The following is a 17112-nucleotide window of genomic DNA, read 5'->3' on the forward strand; positions in this document are numbered from 1 at the left end:
TCAGGACGGGACTACACGGTGAGCCCGCGCACCAGCAGGTCGGCGAGCGCGCAGACGAACAGGCTGATCCCGATGAAGCCGTTCGTCGAGAAGAACGCCCTGTTCAGGCGGGACAGGTCATGGGGGCGCACGAGGGTGTGCTCGTAGACGAAGGCGCCGGCGACGATCACCAGGCCCAGCCAGAAGAAGGCGCCGGCGTCGGTGGCGAGCGCGTACCAGACGAACAGGGCCGTGGTGACGGCGTGGCAGGCGCGGGCGCCCCAGATGGCCGCGGGGATGCCGAAGCGGGCCGGCACCGACATGACGCCGATCTCGCGGTCGGTCTCGACGTCCTGGCAGGCGTAGATCAGGTCGAAGCCGCCGATCCAGATGCCGACGGCGAGGCCGAGGACGACCGCGTCCCAGGACCACTCGCCGGTGATGGCCAGCCAGCCGCCGACCGGTCCCATGGCCTGGGCGAGGCCCAGGATGGCCTGGGGGAAGTTCGTGAAGCGTTTGCCGTAGGGGTAGACCACCATCGGGATCACCGCGACGGGCGCCAGGGCGAGGCAGAGCGGGTTGAGCATCGCCGCCGAGCCCAGGAAGACCGCGACCGCGATCAGCGCGCCCGTCCAGGCGTGCTTCACCGACATCGCGCCGGTGACCAGCTCACGGTGGGCGGTGCGCGGATTGCGGGCGTCGATCTCGCGGTCGATGATCCGGTTGACGGCCATGGCGAAGGTGCGCAGGCCGACCATGCAGACCGTCACCAGGAGCAGGCGCCCCCAGTGGATGTTCTTGTCGAGCTGGAACATCGCGGTCAGCGCGGCGATGTAGGCGAAGGGCAGCGCGAAGACCGAGTGCTCGATCATCACCAGCCGCAGGAAGGCCTTGGTGCGTCCCGGCTGCGGGAGCGCTGCGGACGCGGAGCTCACAGCCCGTACTCCTTCCAGCGGCGGTCGACCTTCGCCGCCGTCTCGGGGTCCGGCAGGACCATGTCCGGCCAGCCCCCGTCCCTGGTGTAGCCCTCCTCGGGCCACTTCTTCGTCGCGTCGATTCCGGCCTTGCCGCCCCAGAACTGCTGGTAGGAGGCGTGGTCGAGATGGTCGACGGGGCCTTCGACGATGCTCAGGTCACGGGCGTAGTCGGTGTTGCCGAGGGCCCGCCAGGCGACCTCGTGCAGATCGTGTACGTCGCAGTCGGAGTCGACGACCACGATCAGCTTGGTCAGGGACATCATGTGGGCGCCCCAGACGGCGTGCATGACCTTCTGCGCGTGCTTGGGGTACTTCTTGTCGATCGACACGATCGCGCAGTTGTGGAAGCCGCCCGCCTCGGGGAGGTGGTAGTCCACGATGTCCGGGACGATGATCTTCAGCAGGGGCAGGAAGAAACGCTCCGTCGCCCGCCCCAGCGGCCCGTCCTCGGTCGGTGGCCGGCCGACGACGATCGACTGGAGCAGCGGCCGCTTCCGCATCGTCACACAGTCGATGGTCAGCGCGGGGAACGGTTCCTGCGGGGTGTAGAAGCCGGTGTGGTCGCCGAAGGGGCCCTCCGGCAGCATCTCGCCGGGCTCCAGCCAGCCCTCCAGCACGACCTCGGCCTGCGCCGGCACCTGCAGCGGCACCGTCTTGCAGTCGACCATCTCGATCCGCTTGCCCGCGAGGAACCCGGCGAACAGGTACTCGTCGATGTCCCCGGGCAGCGGCGCGGTGGAGGCGTACGTCACGGCGGGCGGGCAGCCGAAGGCGATCGCGACCGGCAGCCGCTCCCCGCGCCGGGCCGCCACCTGGTAGTGGTTGCGGCTGTCCTTGTGGATCTGCCAGTGCATGCCGATGGTGCGCCGGTCGTGGCGCTGGAGCCGGTACAGCCCGAGGTTGCGGATCCCGGACTCCGGGTCCTTGGTGTGGGTGAGGCCGAGGTTGAAGAAGGAGCCGCCGTCCTGCGGCCAGGTGAACAGGGCGGGCAGCTGCTCCAGATCCACGTCGTCGCCCTGGAGGACGACTTCCTGCACCGGCGCGTCCTTCACCTTCCTCGGCGGGACGTGCGCCATCGCGCCGAGCTTCCCGAACGCCTCGCGTACGCCCACGAACCCGTGCGGCAGCTCGGGCCGCAGCAGGCCGCCGATCTTCTCGCCGATCTCGCCGTACGACTTCAGCCCGAGCGCCTTCAGCAGCCGCCGGTCGGTGCCGAACACGTTCATCGCGAGGGGCATCGTCGACCCCTTCACGTTCTCGAAGAGGAGCGCGGGGCCACCGGACTTCTGGACCCGGTCGACGATCTCCCCGACCTCCAGATACGGATCGACCTCGGCCTTCACGCGCTTGAGGTCGCCTTCACGCTCCAGTGCCCTGAGCAGGGAACGAAGATCGTCGTAAGCCATGTGTCCCAGTATCGGCCACCCGCTACCCTGACCCCGTCACCGGGGGCCGCCCCGCGTCCGTCACCGTGTCCTGACCGTCTCCTTGGGGGGATCCGCCGCCATGCTCAGGTATCTGCCGTTCCTGCTGGTCCTGGCGCTGTGGATCTATGCGTTCATCGACTGCCTGAACACCCCCGAGGAAGAGGTCCGGGGGCTGCCGAAGGTGGTGTGGGTGCTGATCATCCTGCTCTTCGGCGAGGTGCTGGTGGGTCCGGTGGCCTGGCTGGTGGCGGGCAAGGTGCGGCACGGCGGCGCTTCCGGCGAGGGGGCCGGGCCGCGCCGTGAGTGGGTGGCGCCCGACGACAACCCCGAGTTCCTCAAGTCCCTGCAGGACGACCGGGCCAAGCAGGACGAACAGCTCCTGAAGGACTGGGAGGAGGACCTGCGCCGCCGCGAGGAGGAACTCAAGCGCCGCGAGGCGGGCGAGGACCCGAAGGACGGCTGAGGCGCCGCGCGTTCAGTCGCGCAGGACGAGGTCCGGCAGTCCGGGGAAGCGGGCGTCGAACTCCCCGCGCCGCAGCCGGTTGACCCGGCGCGGCCCTTCGTCGCGCTGTCCCACGAGCCCGCGCCGCGCAGGACGGTGAAGTGGTGGCTGAGGGCGGCCTCGCCGACGGGCACGTCGAAGCCGCCGCAGGCCCGGGACCACTCCGGTGAGCCGGCCGGCTCGCGGACGAGGGTGAGCCGTACCGGGTCGGCGAGGGCGGCGAGCGCGGTGAGGAAGGGGACGTCCTCGGGGTGGGTGTGGCTCGGGGGCGACCCGATGACTGACGCCTGCCAGGACGTCCCCGAGCCCGGCGGTCCGTGGTGAAACCTGGCCGCGGCCTTCACCGCCCTCGCGGCTCGCTGTGCCCGCGCGGGTCGACGGTGATCGAGTCCAGCTTCCCCCGCAGATACACATGCGAGTCCACCGGCTCGTACGCCACCCGCCCGACCGGAGCCGGTACGGACTCCACGCGGGTCCCCGGGGTGCATTCGCCGAAGTAGACGAGGGACATGAGTTCCTCGGTGGGTTCGTCGGCGGGCGGGGGCAGCACGCGATGCCGCCCCGACCTCCACCGGTCCCCCGTCCAACGGGCCAGCAGATCACCGATGTTGATCGTGAAGGCCGCCGGATCGAAGGGCGCGTCCTCCCAGCCGCCCTCCTCCGTCCAGACCTGGAGGCCGCCCTTGCCCGCCTGGCGGTCGAGGATGGTGACCGTGCCGAAGTCGGTGTGCGGGCCGATGCGGAACTGGCCGGGCTCCGGGGCGCCCATCACGTCCGTGCCCGGGTACCAGTTGATGTTGAAGCCGTACGTCGGGTGGTCCATGTGGCGGGAGAAGACGTCGGGTTCGAGGCCGAGTGCCTCGCCCAGCAGGGACAGCAGCCGCTTCTCCAGCTCCGCCATCTCCCCCAGGTACGCCTCGCAGAGCGTCTGAAGCTCCGGCACCTCCGTCGGCCAGACGTTCGGCGCGTACCACTCGGCGTTGACCACGGGGTCGGAGAAGGGCTCGTGGGTGGCGAAGGTCAGCGACTCCTTGAGGTCCGGCGGGGTCAGCGTACCCTCCGAGTAGCCGTTCGCCTCCGCACCGGGACCGAGCCAGCCCCGCCCGCCGACCTTCGCCGCGTACGGCTGCTTCCGCTCGACGGGCAGGGTGAAGAAGGCCCGGGCGGCCCTGCGGATTCGGGACCGGAGGTCCGGGTCCACCCCGTGCCCGGTGACCAGCAGGAAACCGGCGGTCTGAAGGGCCTCGTCGACGGTACGGGCGATCGCCGCACGGGCCTCGGGGTCGCCGGAGAGCCAGGGCGCGAGGTCGATGGTGGGGATACGGGGTTCAGTCACCGATGTCCTCGTTCCACAGGGCCGGGTTCTTCTCGATGAAGTCGGTCATCATCGCCACGCACGCGGGGTCGTCGAGCAGCACGATCTGCACTCCGTGTTCGGTCAGCCAGTCGTGGCCGCCGTGGAAGGTGGTCGCCTCGCCGACGATCACCCGGCTGATGCCGAACTGCCGGACCAGGCCGGAGCAGTACCAGCAGGGGGAGAGGGTGGTCACCATGGTGGTGCCGCGGTACGAGCGCCGTCGGCCCGCGGCGCGGAAGGCGGCCGTCTCCGCGTGCAGGGAGGGGTCGCCGTCCTGGACGCGCCGGTTGTGGCCGCGGCCGAGGAGGGTGCCGTCGGGGCCGTAGAGCGCGGCGCCGATGGGGATGCCGCCCTCGGCCAGCCCGGCACGGGCCTCGGCCACGGCGGTGGCGAGCCACGTCCGGGCCGTCGCCTGATCCACAGGGTTCATGCGTCCACTGTGCTGGGGCGGGGACGCCGGGGCAACGTGCCACGGGGTCCGGGTCACCGCAGCGGCGACGTCGCGGCAGACGCCGACGAAACGGTCGGCGGGCCCGCGGCGCTCGGTGAGCGGGGGCCGGGTCGCGGGCGACGACGATCCGCGGGATGTCGTCGACATAGCGGGCCTCGGCGTCGTGGCGGAGCCGGTCCTGTGGGTGGGCGCGGCCGAGAGACCGCCCGTCAGGGCCGCGGTGAGGCGGGGACGCCGGGCGCGGACAACCCCGACGCCCCCGCCGTCCCGGTCCGCTCAGGTGCCCACCAGCTCCAGGACCCGGTTCACCGCCTCCAGGACCGGCTGGCCCACCGCGCCGATCGTGGCCGCGATGCCCGCGACGGCCAGGAGGGCGCGGTGGCGCTCCTGGGCGGGGGCGGTGGCGTCGGCGGTGAGGGCGGGGACCGAGTCGTCGAGGGCCTGGGCGCTGGCCGCCGGGATCTGCGGGCGCAATTCCCGGAGCAGATCGAGCAGTTCCCGTACCGCGGCCTCCAGTTCGGGGGAGGCGGGGGCGGCCGGGGCGACGCCCTGGTTCTTGATCATGCCGACGTTGCCGGTGCCGCCCTGCATGTTCACGTTGTCGCCGTAGTAGTGGTGCGTGCTCATGCGCCTGCCATCCCCACGTTTCCGCTGCCGCCGTACATGTTGACGTTGTCGCCGAAGTAGTAGTGCTTCGGGCTGACCGTGATGCTCTCCACCCGCACCTGGAACTCGGTCTCCGGGTTCTCGATCGCGTGCGCGATCTGGGCGACGAGCTGGTTCAGATGGTGCGGGTCGCGGCTGGTGACCACGGCCTGGGAGGGGCCGGAGGTCTCGACGGCCATCACGTAGTGCGACTGCGCGCTGAGGACCTGGAGCATCTCGATCAGGGCGTAGACGACCACGGCGACCGAGCCCAGCCACACGAACGTCATCAGCCCGCTGCCGGTGTCCCGGTCGGCGACCATGGTGATCCCGCTGAGCACGGTGAGGGTGAGGGCCACGGCCCCGGTGATCAGGAACGTCCTCAGGAACCGCAGCACGGCCTCCTTGCGCCGCGGATGGATCGTGAGGGTGTACACCCGCGCGACATTCGCCAGGGGATAGCAGGCCCCGCCGACCCACAGCAGCCTTTTGTCGACGCGCAGTTCGAGCCCCGGTAAGCGCATCGGCGGCACAGGGGGCGGGGGCGGGACGTCGAAGTGTCCCGCAGGTTCCGGTGTTGTCATCAAGTCCCCCATGAGTTGAGTGAGTTGCCGGTGATTCCCGTCACTCTTCGAGAACCATTAACTACGCCTCAAGGGCGCGGGGCAAGTCGTTACCGGGGCGCACGGTCTTCGTCCGCATCGCCCGGCCGGAGGGAGAGCCGCCGGGGAAGGAGTGCCTGCCGCCGTCCTAGCCGTGCTCCGTCAGGGCAAGCAACTCGCTCAGGTATTCGAATCGAGCCCGCCAGGCCGGCTCCGCCCCGGAGTCCGGCGGCTCCCCGCCCTCGATGTCGTGCGTGAAGCGCAGGACCGAGGCCGTGTCCCCGTCCCGCTCCAGATGGAAGCGGACACGGCCGATCGTCGGGAAGGTGTACTCGGCGACCCGGTCCACGTCCCAGGCGGTGACCCGGCCCTCCCCCGGCCCGCGCAGCGCGACCGCGCCGCCGAGCCGGGGTTCCAGCAGATCGGCCTCCACCCACCACGCCGCGAGCCCGTCCGCCGTGCTCACCGCGGGCCAGACCGTCTCCATGGGGACCGGGAGCCGCATCCGGAGGTGCATGACACCAGGGTGACCCTTGGGAGTCGGTTGCGCACCCGTTAGCGCTCCAGCGAGCCGTGCCGGCACCTTCAAGAAGGACTCGCCCCCCCTGTTCGTCGATCAGCCCCGCGACCGCACCGGCCGCCAGGGCGGGCCGCAGCCAAGCCCGGCGGGGGCGGCGGCCCGCTCGGCACGCCGGATCTCCGGCATCAGATGCTCCCTGAGGAGTCGGTGACGGCCCGCGGGAAGATCCTGGTCAAGCGTCCACGCCCCTCTTCCGGTCCGTACGACGAAGGCCGGTTCCCATGACTCAGGTCACGGGAACCGGCCTCAGGGCCGTCGAGGCAGACGCGTCAGACGCCCGCGTACGAGTGCTTGCCGTTCACGAAGATGTTGACGCCGTAGTAGTTGAAGAGCCAGCAGCCGAAGGCGATCAGGGCCAGGTAGGCGGCCTTGCGGCCCTTCCAGCCGGCCGTGGCGCGAGCGTGCAGATAGCAGGCGTAGGCGACCCAGGTGATGAAGGACCAGGTCTCCTTGGGGTCCCAGCCCCAGTAGCGGCCCCACGCGTCGCCCGCCCAGATCGCGCCCGCGATGATCGTGAACGTCCACAGCGGGAACACCGCCGCGTTGACGCGGTAGGCGAACTTGTCCAGGGACGCGGAGGCGGGGAGGCGGTCGAGGACGGAGTTGGCGAACGCGCCGGGCTTGCCGCCGGTCGCCAGCTTGTTCTCGTAGTTGTCCTTGAAGAGGTAGAGGATCGTGGCGACCGCGCCGACGTAGAACACCGCGCCGCAGAAGATCGCGGTGGAGACGTGGATGTACAGCCAGTACGAGTGCAGGGCCGGCACGAGCTGGTCGCTCGCCGTGTAGAGGACCGTGACCGCGAGGCCGAGGTCCAGCAGCACGGTGGTGACGAGGAACAGACCGAGCCAGCGCACGTTCTTCTTCAGGGCCAGCAGTGCGAGGTACACCCCGACCGCGACCGTGGAGAAGGTGATGTTGAACTCGTACATGTTGCCCCAGGGAGCGCGCTCCACCGAGGCCGCGCGGGCGATCACACCGCCGAGCTCGACCAGGAACGCGAGCACCGTGAGGGAGATCGCGATCCGGCCGTACATGTCGCCCTGCTCGTCCCCGCCGTGGGCGCCCGGCCCGTCGGGCACGTCCCGCGCGCCGGCCGCCGAGCGGACGACGACCTTCGGGCGCTCCAGGACGGCGGTGCCGCCGTCCTTCTTGACGGTGACGGCCGGGCCCTTCGCCTTGGCGTCAGCCTGGGCGGTGAGCGCGGCGGCGGTCCGGCCGACCTTGCTGCGGCTGCCGAAGAGCCACTCCGCGATGTACGCGAAGAAGGCCAGGGTGTAGACGGCCATCGCGGAGTAGATCAGCGTGTTGCTGATGTTCGCGAGGTGTTCGTTGGTGGCGGCGGCGAGAGTCATTTCTCAGCCCCTTCGGCAGGTACGACTTCGGGATCGGGGGTGTCGGGGTCTTCGGGGGCTCCGGGAGCCCGGTCGTACAGGATCCCGGCGAGGTCGCCGAGCTCCTCGGGCACCTTGGCGGACTCACTGCGGCCGAGGCCGGCCATCTCGACGACGGTGACGCCGTCGGCGCCCTTCACCGCGCGCACCCACACCCGGCGGCGCTGGATGAACAGGGAGGCGGCCAGACCGAAGATCGCGGCGATCGCGCCGGTCAGCGCCCAGCCGCTGCCCGGCTGCTGGGTGATCTGGAAGTTCGCCCACTGCTTGGTGCCCTCGTAGGTGACCGAGCCGGCGCCGTCCGGGAGCGTCATGGTCTCGCCGGGCTCGAGGTTCTCCCGCAGCTGCGCGCCCTTGGAGTCCTTGAACTCCTTCATATGGGTCTTGTCCATCTGGTACACGCTCTGTGGGATGCCCGAGTTGACGCCGAGGTCGCCGTGGTACGGCGCCAGGTTCAGCACCGGGTTGTTCAGCGCCGGGAACGTGGACGCGGTCTCGCTTCCGGCGGTGTACGTCGGCAGGAAGAAGGCCGAGATGCCGAGCTGCTCCAGGACGCCCTTGGCGTTGTGGTAGCCGTCGAGGACCTTGATGACACCGGAGGAGGTGACGTTGGAGTCCAGCGGCAGCAGCGGGACGGCGTCGTGGAAGACGACCTCGCCCTTGCCGTCGCGGACCGTGATCACCGGGGCGTAGCCGTGGGCGGTGAGATAGACCTTGGAGTCGTCGATCTCCAGCGGGTGGTTGACCTTGATGACGTCCCGCTTGTCCTTGCCGTACGCGCCGACGCTGTAGGTGACGGCCGCCTGGAAGGTGCGGGCGGTGCCCTTGTTGGGGCCGGTCTTCTCGTACGTCCCCTGGAACTTGTCCAGGGTGAAGCTGAACGGGTTCAGGTCGTCCGGGCCGAAGAGGTTGCCGGACTTGAAGTCGTCGTAGGCGATCAGGGTGTTGGAGAAGCCGCTGCCGCCCTCGACGAGGAGCTTGTTGCCCTCGGCCTTGAAGAGCTGGCCCCAGGCGAAGGCCACCAGCATCACGATGAGGGCGATGTGGAAGGCGAGGTTGCCGACCTCACGGAGGTAGCCCTTCTCGGCGGAGACGGCGTCCCCGGCGAGGTGGGAGCGGAAGCGGCGCTTCTTCAGAAGGGCGAGGGCGGCCTCGCGGACCTGCTCCGGCTCGGCCGTCGTCCGCCAGGTGGTGTACGCCGGCAGACGGGTCAGCCGTTTGGGGGCGCCCGGCGGGCGGCTGCGCAGCTGGCCCACGAACTGCCAGGTGCGGGGCACGATGCAGCCGATGAGGGAGACGAACAGCAGGATGTAGACGGCGGAGAACCACACCGAGCTGTAGACGTGGAAGAGGCCCAGCTTCTCGTAGACCGGGGCGAGGGTCGGGTGGGCCTTCTCGAAGTCGGCGACCTTCGTGGCGTCCTGGCCGGTCTGCGGGATCAGCGAGCCGGGGATCGCGCCCAGCGCCACCAGCAGCAGGAGCAGCAGGGCGACCCGCATGGAGGTGAGCTGGCGCCAGAACCAGCGGGCCCAGCCGACGACCCCGAGGCCGGGCACGTTGGCCAGGCTCTCGGCGGGCGCGGTGGACAGCTGGGAGCCCGCCGCGCCGAGATCCTGGTCGTCGGCGGGGGCGGGCGCGTCGGGTGTGGTCTTGCTCATGGATCAGATCCCCACAGTGAAGCCGGCGGACCAGGACTGCATGTCCTGCACGATTCGGTCCCACGCACCGGTCAGCAGCAGCAGTCCGGTCACGATCATCATCGTGCCGCCGGCCCGCAGCACCCAGACGTAGTGGCGCTTGACCCAGCCGAAGGCGCCGAGCGCCTTGCGGAAGGCGACCGCGGCCAGGACGAACGGCACTCCGAGGCCGAGGCAGTAGGCGACGGTCAGTATGGCACCGCGGCCCGCGCTCCCCTGATTCGAGGAGAGGGCGATCACGGAGGCGAGGGTGGGGCCGATGCACGGGGTCCAGCCGATGCCGAACAGCGCGCCGAGCAGCGGGGCGCCCACGAGTCCGGTGGCGGGCTTCTTGTGGAAGCGGAACTCCCGCGCGGTCATCCAGGGCATCAGGCCCATGAAGAAGACGCCCATGACGATCATGAGCACGCCGAGCACCTTGGACAGGACGCTCTGGTTCTCCTGGAGCGTCTGGCCGAAGTAGCCGAACAGGGCGCCGCTGGAGACGAACACGGCGGTGAAGCCGAGGACGAACAGGGAGGCGCCGGCGACCATCCGCCCGCGCTTGGCCTCGGCCAGGTCCGTGCCGGTCACTCCGGTGACGTAGGAGAGGTAGCCGGGGACGAGCGGCAGGACGCAGGGCGAGAAGAAGGAGACGAGGCCGCCGAGCAGGGCGATCGGCAGGGCGAGGATCAGGGCGCCGTTGAGGACGGTCTCGTTCGTGCCGGTCGCCCCGGCCAGGGTGGTGAGCGCGCTCACGTCACTTCTCCGCGAGGACCGGGGCGATCATCTTGCGCAGCTTGTCCTCGCTGAGCGCGGCCAGCGAGCGCGCGGCGATCTTCCCGTCGCGGTCGATGACCAGCGTGGAGGGGATGGCCTGCGGGTTGAGCGTGCCCTTCTTGAAGCGGAGCATCAGCTTGCTGCTCGGGTCGTACAGGCTGGGGTAGGTGACGCCGAAGCCCTTCTCGAAGGCGCGGGCGCTCTGGACCTTGGGGTCGGCGACGTTGATGCCGACGAACTGCACGCCCTTGGCCGCGAGGTCCTCGGAGACCTTCTGGAAGTTGGGGGCCTCGGCCCGGCAGGGGGCGCACCAGGAGCCCCAGACGTTCACGACGACGACCTTGCCCCGGTACGAGGAGAGCGAGAGCTGCTGGTCGTCGATGGTCTTGCCGGACAGGTCGGGCGCCGCGTCGCGCTTGCCCTTCGCGACGGTCGAGATGCCGTCCTTGCCCATGATGAAGTTGGTGTCACCGCCACCGCCGGAGACACCTCCGGAGGTGCAGGCGGAGAGCAGCAGGGTCGCGGCGGCGGCGACGGCGAGGGACAAAGGGGTGCGGCTGGCACTCATGTGAAAAGTTTCGCATGGCCGTTCCGGAGATCTTGAGCACCCCCCTTGCGGGCGGAAACCCGCATTTCAGGCGGCGGTTCCGGTGGGGCTGGGGGAGCTCGCGGTGTCCTTCATGAACGCGTTCCAGCCCCCGGCCGGGGCCTGGCCGACGTCCAGGGTGCGCAGCTTGTCCAGCACCTCCGGCTTCTGTACGTCGATCCAGTCGACGAACTGCCGGAAGGAGACGAGCCGGACGTCAGCGCCGCTCTCCTTCTCGGCCGCGATGTGCTTGAACGCCTCCTCGACGGCGTCCATGTAGATGCCGCCGTTCCACTGCTCGAAGTGGTTGCCCACGAAGAAGGGGGCCCGATTCGACTCGTATGCCCGCCTGAATCCCTGGATGTACGCCTGGCCGGACTGCTTGCGCCAGGCCGGGTAGTTGTAGCTGGGCGCGTTGGTCGAGTTGATCGACTGGTTGGCCAGCATGTTGTAGTCCATGGACAGGACCTCGAAACTGCGGCCGGGGAAAGGTATCTGCTGCAGCGGCAGGTCCCACAGCCCCCGCCTCTTCTGCGGCCACACCTGACGGCCGCCCGGGGAGGAGGCGTCGTAGCGCCAGCCGAGCGCCTTGGCGGTGGGCAGCAGGTTGTCCTGGCCGAGGAGGCAGGGGGTGCGGCCGCCGACGAGTTCCTTGTCGTAGTCGAAGGGCAGGGCCGCGAGGTCGGTCCAGCCGGTGTTGGTCCGCCACTCCTTGACGAACTTCTTCGCCTGGTCGATCTCGCTGCGCCACTGCGCGGGCGTCCAGTTGCCGACGGTGCCCGAGCCGGAGCAGAAGTGCCCGTTGAAGTGGGTGCCTATCTCGTGGCCCTCGAGCCAGGCCCGGCGGACGTTGGTGAGCGTCATCTTGACGTGCTCGTCGGTGAGGTAGCCGATGTCGGAGGCGCCGACCGGGTTGTTCGGGGGGTCGTAGAGCCGCTTCTTCGACTCGGGCAGCAGATAGAGCCCCGAGAGGAAGAAGGTCATGGACGCGCCGTGCTCCTTGGCGAGGTCCAGGAAGCGCGGGAAGAGACCGTTGCCGACCTCGCCGGCGCCGTCCCAGGAGAAGACGACGAACTGCGGCGGCTCCTGGCCCGGCTCCAGCGGCACCGGCTTCGGGGGCTGGTGGGGCTGCTTGCCGGTGAAGGAGGTGGAGCCGTCGCCGATCGGCTTGGCGGTGGCCTTGGGCTTGGGCTTGGCCGAGCCCTTCTTGCCGGAGCCGCCCTTGCCGGAGCCGTCCGCCGGGGAGGGTTCGGTCCGCGTCAGGCTTCCGCAGCCGACGAGTCCGGCAGCGGCGGCACCGGCACCGAGTCCGAGTGCTCCCCTTCGGGTGATGGCGCGCATGGCATTCCCGTTCGTCGCGTCCTTGGGTGTCACCCATTCAGAGGACGCGACGAACGAGCGGGTTCCGCTCATACGTCCGGATTCGGTAACAGCGGACGCACAGGAGGCACCCTCGCGGGGCCGAAATGCGTTGCGCGGCCGGTGCCCGCGCGTGGGCGTTATGCCCCGAACGCCTTACCCTGTCCCGGTGCCTGGCCCCTCGTCGGCTTGGCTCCGGCGCGCAGATGGGCCGGTACGAGGTCGATGGCGGGCTCGGAGTAGCCGACCGAGACGATCCGGTCCCCGCGGTAGGTGAACGTCGTCAGCGAGGCGAGCGTGCACTGCCGCTTGCGCGGGTCGTGCCAGAGCCGGCGCCGCTCGACGTAGGACCGCACGATCCAGATCGGCAGCTGATGACTGACCAGCACCGCCTCGTGCCCGCGAGCCGCGTCCTTGGCGGCGTCCAGCGCCCCCTTCATCCGGACGACCTGGTCGACGTACGGCTCTCCCCAGGACGGCTTGAACGGGTTGACGAGGTGCTTCCAGTTCTCCGGCCTCTTCAGCGCGCCGTCGCCGACCCCGAAGGTCTTGCCCTGGAAGACGTTCTCGGCCTCGATGAGCCGCTCGTCGGTCGCGAGGTCGAGCCCGTGCGCCTTGGCGATCGGGGTCGCCGTCTCCTGCGCCCGCTCCAGCGGGGACGCGACGACGTACCGCACGTCCCGGGCGGAGAGGTGCTCGGCGACCCGGTCGGCCATCTGCCGGCCGAGCTCGGAGAGGTGGTAGCCGGCGAGACGGCCGTACAGGACGCCGTCCGGGTTGGCGACCTCGCCGTGCCGCATGAGGTGGACGACGGTGATGTCGCCGTTGTTCGGGTTCTGCTCCGTGGTCATGCTGCTGTGGCCTCCGCAGCCGCTCGGGCCGCCGCCGGGAGGGCGTCGGCGATCCGCTGGATGGCCCGGTCGTCGTGGGCCGTGGAAACGAACCAGGACTCGAAGGACGACGGCGGCAGATAGACGCCGTTCGCCAGCAGCGAGTGGAAGAAGGCGGTGAACCGGAAGGACTCCTGCGTCTTGGCGTCCTCGTAGCTGCGCACCGGCCGGTCGGTGAAGAACACCGAGAACATGTTGGAGGCGCTCTGCAGCGTGTGCGCCACGCCCTCCTTGGTGAGCGCCTCGGAGACCAGCGTCCGGATCCGCTCGGAGGCCGCGTCGACCTTGGCGTACGCGGCGTCGTCGAGGAGGCGGAGCTGGGCGAGGCCGGCGGCGGTGGCGACCGGGTTCCCGGAGAGGGTGCCGGCCTGGTAGACGGGCCCGGCGGGCGCGAGGTGCGCCATCACGTCGGCGCGCCCCCCGAAGGCGGCGGCGGGGAACCCACCGCCCATGACCTTGCCGAACGTCATGAGATCGGGCCGTACGCCGTCGATCCCGAACCACCCGGCGCGGCTGGTGCGGAACCCGGTCATCACCTCGTCGGAGATGAAGAGCGCGCCGTTGGCCCGGCAGGCGTCCTTGAGGCCCTGGTTGAAGCCGGGCAGGGGCGGTACGACGCCCATGTTGCCCGGGGAGGCCTCGGTGATCACACAGGCGATCTCACCGGGGTGCCGGTGGAAGGCCTCCTGCACGGCCTCCAGGTCGTTGTACGGCAGCACGATGGTGTCGCCGGCCTGCGCACCGGTCACCCCCGGGGTGTCCGGGAGGGCGAAGGTGGCGACCCCGGACCCGGCGGCGGCGAGCAGCGAGTCGACGTGGCCGTGGTAGCAGCCGGCGAACTTGATCACCTTGGTGCGCCGGGTGAACCCGCGGGCGAGCCGGATGGCCGACATGGTCGCCTCGGTCCCGCTGCTGACGAGCCGCACCTGCTCCAGCGGCTCGATCCGCCCGACCATCTCCTCGGCCAGGGCGACCTCGCCCTCACCCGGCGTGCCGAAGGAGGTACCGCGGGCGACGGCCTCCTGCACGGCGGCGATCACCTCGGGATGGGAGTGCCCGAGGATCATGGGCCCCCAGGAGCAGACGAGGTCGACGTACTCGCGCCCGTCGGCGTCGGTCAGGTACGGACCGGTACCGGACACCATGAACCGGGGCGTCCCGCCCACGGCGCGGAAGGCGCGGACCGGGGAGTTCACACCGCCCGGTGTGACGGTGGCCGCTCGGTCGAACAGGGCCTGCGAGACAGGCGCATCGTATGAATAGGGCAGTTCGCTCATGACCTGCGGCTTCTCCGACCTTCTCCGACGTGCTGGACTCCGGTTGCCAGTGACTCCCCAGGGTAGGCCAGTGGGCGTGCGGGGCCGCGGGGCGGGAAGCCAGTGGCCCCTCCCCCACTGCCCGTCATCTGAGAAACTGAGACGGACTGAGCCTGATATGAGACGGACTGAGGCTGATAGACGTAGCTCACAACGACCGTGTGTCGAGGGGCTGCGAAGATCCTGCGGACAGGTGTTTCAACGCACGTTTCGGCGGGCGGCCGTGGGGGAGGTCACTGACACGATGATCGGGTTGCGCGGCCGGGGCCACGCGTCCTAGAAAAGCAGTCGGGTGGAGATATGCATCGCGGTGGCGGACTGGGCGAGGGGACTGATGACCTGGGTCCTCGACGTGCCCGGCGGGGAAGGCACCGGCGCGACGCGGAGGCAGCCAGCGAAGGACGTAACGAAGCACGTCAGAGCCAGGGGATGAACCCGGGCACGGACCAGGGTGTACCGAATGGGCCCGGGAGCAGGAATGGTGGTCGGGTGGGGGTGACGTACAAATACTTCGGCGCGCCGGACGGCGCGACCGCGGCCCGCGTCCCGATCTCGATGCGCCCCGAGGAACTCGGCGGCGACGAGCTCGGCATGAACGGCATGTTCACCAAGATCAAGCCGGAGACGATGGCCGCGATGGTCCTCACCGGCATCGAGGGCGTCCCGCTCCACAAGGTGCCCCCGCTCGAGCTGGTCGTCCTGCACCCCGACTACGCGGTCGTCAAGCTCCCCATGACCGTCGTCGACCCCCTCCGCGACATCGGCGAGGAAGCGGTCGGCGCGGCGGCCTTCATCTGGTCGACGGTCCCGGACCGGGGTGGCCCGCGGGACGCGTTCAACGTGTACCAGCTGCTGCACGAGTGGCAGGACTTCTCGCACCGCCTTCATGAGGCGGGGCATCAGCCGTACTGCCTGGTGTGGCCCTGAGCCGCGACGACGTCTTGTGTCACATCCCGTCCATACCGCCACCGGTGAGGCCCGGCGCGAGGGACGGGAGCCAGATGACGGCGACGGCCAGGGCGATCGAGGCGACCCCGACGGCGCGGGCCACCAGACGGCCGGCCGGAGCGAGTTTCTCGACGGTGATCACGAAGGCCAGGACCACCATGGCCCACAGGTTCATCACGCCGAACGCCGCCAGCAGCACCATCAGCGACCAGCAGCAGCCCAGGCAGAAGGCCCCGTGGTGGGCTCCGGCCCGCAGATCGCGCGTGGGCCCCGGGTACGAGGTGTAGCGCAGCATCAGGCCGATCGGTGAGCGGCACCTCGCCAGGCAGCGGTCCTTCAGGGGTGTGAGCTGGTAGACGCCGTTGACCGCGAACACGGCCGCGGCCACCGCGGTCCCCACCTCGGGGGGAAGGTCCGCCACCCGGCCCAGGCCGACGGCCAGCCCGTACGCCGGCAGCCCGGCCGCGGCCCAGACGAGCAGGTAGGCCACGGTGAAGACGGTCATGCGCGAGGCCCGACGCGTGGGGATGGTGCGTGCGTACAGCGCGGCGACGAACGCCGTGGCGGGCAGCATCATCGCGGCCGTCATCAGCGTCCACAGGGCCAGGAAGGCGGGCAGGCCCAGGCCCATGGTGCCGGGCATCGCCGGCATGCCGCCCCAGCCCGTGACCAGCCAGACCCAGGCGGCGGCCGCCGCGACCAGCAGCAGCCCGGCGGGGCGCCCGGCCGCGCGTCGGACGGCGTCCGGCCCACCGGTCACGCGGACCACGTGAAGGGCGCCGAGTGTCCGTTGCCGCCGGTGAAGTCCCAGGAGCGGCCGTACACGCCGGCGCCCGTGGCCCGGGTGGACCGGGCGATCGTCAGCTCGCTGTTCACGGGGTGGAACATGCCGGTCAGGCCCATGACGGGACCGTCCTCACCGAACTGGGGAGCGACCTGGTCCTCGATTTCGATGTCGATGGCGTCGCCCACCCGCGCGGCGTGGCGCCGGCCGTCGTCGCGGTAGTCGATGGCGGCGCGCTCCACGCCGAGGACCTCGCCGATGAGCGGAGTGAGCGCCGCCATCGGTCCGCCGGCCTGGCCGGAGAAGACGTTGCCCAGCGCGTCGGCCTGGCCGTCGTCGGCCGAGGCGTCGATGTAGAGCGCCACCCGCCAGTCCCCCTCGGCCATCACCTGGGGCGCGTCGATGAAGACGGCGACGCTGCGGTCGGAGACATCCACCCCGTCCACGGTCCCGCTGTCCACATGGAAGGCGAGGGTCACCTGGCAGCGCTCGTGGTCGGCCGGTGCGGTGAGGCCCGAGGTGGTGCAGGGGCACACCACGTCACAGTTGCAGCTCTCCAGATACGTGCCGTTGAGATTCCAGGGCATGGGTTCCCTCTCCCTGTTTCGCGTCCCGCGCGGCCAAGGGAACACGACGGGAGGGCCCGCCCCGTCCCGGTGCCGCTCTCCCCCAGGCTATTCCGACACCCCGCGTCGCGCAGAGGTACCGCGGTGCGGAGCGGGGGCGTGGGCATTGCGGTCGCACACGGGAAAGCGGCCCGCGGCAGAGGATTCCGGCTACGGAACGAGACGACGCGCCAGCCCCCCGACGGTCCGGTTCCCCGACTGGACGCCGACCGGTGTCCCGGGCTTCGTCGTGCCGG

18 protein-coding genes and 1 pseudogene are annotated in these 17112 nt (G+C 70.3%); 2 read left to right on the forward strand and 17 right to left on the reverse strand.

Annotated elements, in window-relative coordinates; genetic code table 11:
- Positions 1-11: 11 nt before the first annotated feature.
- Together mqnP and OG852_RS20580 are read right to left on the reverse strand one after the other, a co-directional pair.
- On the reverse strand, positions 12-914 hold the full coding sequence (gene mqnP, locus OG852_RS20575; protein ID WP_330348633.1) for a menaquinone biosynthesis prenyltransferase MqnP: 903 nt from the start codon (positions 912-914) through the stop codon (positions 12-14).
- On the reverse strand, positions 911-2362 hold the full coding sequence (locus tag OG852_RS20580) for a menaquinone biosynthesis decarboxylase (protein ID WP_330348634.1): 1452 nt from the start codon (positions 2360-2362) through the stop codon (positions 911-913). Before OG852_RS20580 ends, mqnP begins: the two co-directional genes overlap by 4 nt.
- A gap of 100 nt (positions 2363-2462) precedes the next feature.
- Between OG852_RS20580 and OG852_RS20585 the strand changes: the two genes are divergently transcribed.
- The gene (locus OG852_RS20585) at positions 2463-2846 is read left to right on the forward strand and encodes a PLD nuclease N-terminal domain-containing protein (protein ID WP_133914738.1); all 384 of its coding nucleotides are present in this window, start codon (positions 2463-2465) and stop codon (positions 2844-2846) included.
- A gap of 12 nt (positions 2847-2858) precedes the next feature.
- On the opposite strand, the pseudogene OG852_RS20590 reads toward OG852_RS20585, so the two are convergent.
- The 13 genes and pseudogenes from OG852_RS20590 to hemL all read right to left on the reverse strand — a co-directional run bounded on the left by OG852_RS20590 (position 2859) and on the right by hemL (position 14479).
- Positions 2859-3179, reverse strand: a pseudogene (locus OG852_RS20590) (ArsR/SmtB family transcription factor).
- A gap of 46 nt (positions 3180-3225) precedes the next feature.
- Positions 3226-4221, reverse strand: a complete 996-nt coding sequence (locus OG852_RS20595; RefSeq protein ID WP_330348635.1) for an isopenicillin N synthase family dioxygenase — start codon at positions 4219-4221, stop codon at positions 3226-3228.
- Positions 4214-4672 carry a nucleoside deaminase gene (locus tag OG852_RS20600; RefSeq protein ID WP_330348636.1) on the reverse strand — a complete coding sequence of 153 codons (459 nt, stop codon included), beginning with the start codon at positions 4670-4672 and terminating at the stop codon, positions 4214-4216. Before OG852_RS20600 ends, OG852_RS20595 begins: the two co-directional genes overlap by 8 nt.
- 297 nt (positions 4673-4969) lie before the next feature.
- Positions 4970-5320 carry a hypothetical protein gene (locus OG852_RS20605; protein ID WP_133914735.1) on the reverse strand — a complete coding sequence of 117 codons (351 nt, stop codon included), beginning with the start codon at positions 5318-5320 and terminating at the stop codon, positions 4970-4972.
- Positions 5317-5862 (reverse strand): DUF6232 family protein, encoded by a 546-nt coding sequence (locus OG852_RS20610; protein WP_330348637.1) that lies wholly within the window; start codon positions 5860-5862, stop codon positions 5317-5319. Before OG852_RS20610 ends, OG852_RS20605 begins: the two co-directional genes overlap by 4 nt.
- A gap of 226 nt (positions 5863-6088) precedes the next feature.
- Complete coding sequence (locus OG852_RS20615) at positions 6089-6457, reverse strand: SRPBCC domain-containing protein (RefSeq protein WP_330348638.1); 369 nt, start codon at positions 6455-6457, stop codon at positions 6089-6091.
- A 332-nt stretch (positions 6458-6789) separates the two neighbouring features.
- Positions 6790-7872: a c-type cytochrome biogenesis protein CcsB gene (ccsB, locus tag OG852_RS20620; protein ID WP_133914732.1), complete on the reverse strand. Its 1083-nt coding sequence runs from the start codon at positions 7870-7872 to the stop codon at positions 6790-6792.
- Positions 7869-9569: a cytochrome c biogenesis protein ResB gene (gene resB, locus OG852_RS20625; RefSeq protein WP_330348639.1), complete on the reverse strand. Its 1701-nt coding sequence runs from the start codon at positions 9567-9569 to the stop codon at positions 7869-7871. Before resB ends, ccsB begins: the two co-directional genes overlap by 4 nt.
- 3 nt (positions 9570-9572) lie before the next feature.
- Positions 9573-10346 carry a cytochrome c biogenesis CcdA family protein gene (locus OG852_RS20630; protein WP_133914730.1) on the reverse strand — a complete coding sequence of 258 codons (774 nt, stop codon included), beginning with the start codon at positions 10344-10346 and terminating at the stop codon, positions 9573-9575.
- 1 nt (position 10347) lies between these two features.
- Positions 10348-10935, reverse strand: a complete 588-nt coding sequence (locus OG852_RS20635) for a TlpA family protein disulfide reductase (RefSeq protein WP_133914729.1) — start codon at positions 10933-10935, stop codon at positions 10348-10350.
- Positions 10936-11001: 66 nt separating this feature from the next.
- The gene (locus OG852_RS20640) at positions 11002-12294 is read right to left on the reverse strand and encodes a hypothetical protein (RefSeq protein ID WP_133914913.1); all 1293 of its coding nucleotides are present in this window, start codon (positions 12292-12294) and stop codon (positions 11002-11004) included.
- 158 nt (positions 12295-12452) lie between these two features.
- Complete coding sequence (locus tag OG852_RS20645) at positions 12453-13163, reverse strand: histidine phosphatase family protein (RefSeq protein WP_133914728.1); 711 nt, start codon at positions 13161-13163, stop codon at positions 12453-12455.
- Positions 13160-14479 carry a glutamate-1-semialdehyde 2,1-aminomutase gene (gene hemL, locus OG852_RS20650; RefSeq protein ID WP_133914727.1) on the reverse strand — a complete coding sequence of 440 codons (1320 nt, stop codon included), beginning with the start codon at positions 14477-14479 and terminating at the stop codon, positions 13160-13162. Before hemL ends, OG852_RS20645 begins: the two co-directional genes overlap by 4 nt.
- A gap of 339 nt (positions 14480-14818) precedes the next feature.
- Between hemL and OG852_RS20655 the strand changes: the two genes are divergently transcribed.
- Positions 14819-15445: a hypothetical protein gene (locus OG852_RS20655; RefSeq protein ID WP_208117240.1), complete on the forward strand. Its 627-nt coding sequence runs from the start codon at positions 14819-14821 to the stop codon at positions 15443-15445.
- A gap of 19 nt (positions 15446-15464) precedes the next feature.
- Here the strand turns inward: OG852_RS20655 and OG852_RS20660 are convergent, their stop codons facing one another.
- Together OG852_RS20660 and OG852_RS20665 are read right to left on the reverse strand one after the other, a co-directional pair.
- Positions 15465-16226, reverse strand: a complete 762-nt coding sequence (locus OG852_RS20660; RefSeq protein ID WP_133914725.1) for a DUF2182 domain-containing protein — start codon at positions 16224-16226, stop codon at positions 15465-15467.
- Positions 16223-16837 (reverse strand): DUF1326 domain-containing protein, encoded by a 615-nt coding sequence (locus tag OG852_RS20665; protein WP_133914724.1) that lies wholly within the window; start codon positions 16835-16837, stop codon positions 16223-16225. Before OG852_RS20665 ends, OG852_RS20660 begins: the two co-directional genes overlap by 4 nt.
- Positions 16838-17112 lie beyond the last annotated feature (275 nt).

It is taken from the genome of Streptomyces sp. NBC_00582 (genome assembly GCF_036345155.1).
Classification (GTDB): Bacteria; Actinomycetota; Actinomycetes; order Streptomycetales; family Streptomycetaceae; genus Streptomyces.

Bases quoted from the DNA above. Each gene is read 5' to 3' on its own strand.
- OG852_RS20580 (WP_330348634.1), bottom strand. From the start codon at position 2,362: ATGGCTTACGACGATCTTCGTTCCCTGCTCAGGGCACTGGAGCGTGAA.
- OG852_RS20585 (WP_133914738.1), top strand. From the start codon at position 2,463: ATGCTCAGGTATCTGCCGTTCCTGCTGGTCCTGGCGCTGTGGATCTAT.
- OG852_RS20600 (WP_330348636.1), bottom strand. From the start codon at position 4,672: ATGAACCCTGTGGATCAGGCGACGGCCCGGACGTGGCTCGCCACCGCC.
- OG852_RS20605 (WP_133914735.1), bottom strand. From the start codon at position 5,320: ATGAGCACGCACCACTACTACGGCGACAACGTGAACATGCAGGGCGGC.
- OG852_RS20610 (WP_330348637.1), bottom strand. From the start codon at position 5,862: ATGCGCTTACCGGGGCTCGAACTGCGCGTCGACAAAAGGCTGCTGTGG.
- OG852_RS20615 (WP_330348638.1), bottom strand. From the start codon at position 6,457: ATGCACCTCCGGATGCGGCTCCCGGTCCCCATGGAGACGGTCTGGCCC.
- ccsB (WP_133914732.1), bottom strand. From the start codon at position 7,872: ATGACTCTCGCCGCCGCCACCAACGAACACCTCGCGAACATCAGCAAC.
- resB (WP_330348639.1), bottom strand. From the start codon at position 9,569: ATGAGCAAGACCACACCCGACGCGCCCGCCCCCGCCGACGACCAGGAT.
- OG852_RS20635 (WP_133914729.1), bottom strand. From the start codon at position 10,935: ATGAGTGCCAGCCGCACCCCTTTGTCCCTCGCCGTCGCCGCCGCCGCG.
- OG852_RS20640 (WP_133914913.1), bottom strand. From the start codon at position 12,294: ATGCGCGCCATCACCCGAAGGGGAGCACTCGGACTCGGTGCCGGTGCC.
- OG852_RS20645 (WP_133914728.1), bottom strand. From the start codon at position 13,163: ATGACCACGGAGCAGAACCCGAACAACGGCGACATCACCGTCGTCCAC.
- hemL (WP_133914727.1), bottom strand. From the start codon at position 14,479: ATGAGCGAACTGCCCTATTCATACGATGCGCCTGTCTCGCAGGCCCTG.
- OG852_RS20655 (WP_208117240.1), top strand. From the start codon at position 14,819: ATGCATCGCGGTGGCGGACTGGGCGAGGGGACTGATGACCTGGGTCCT.
- OG852_RS20665 (WP_133914724.1), bottom strand. From the start codon at position 16,837: ATGCCCTGGAATCTCAACGGCACGTATCTGGAGAGCTGCAACTGTGAC.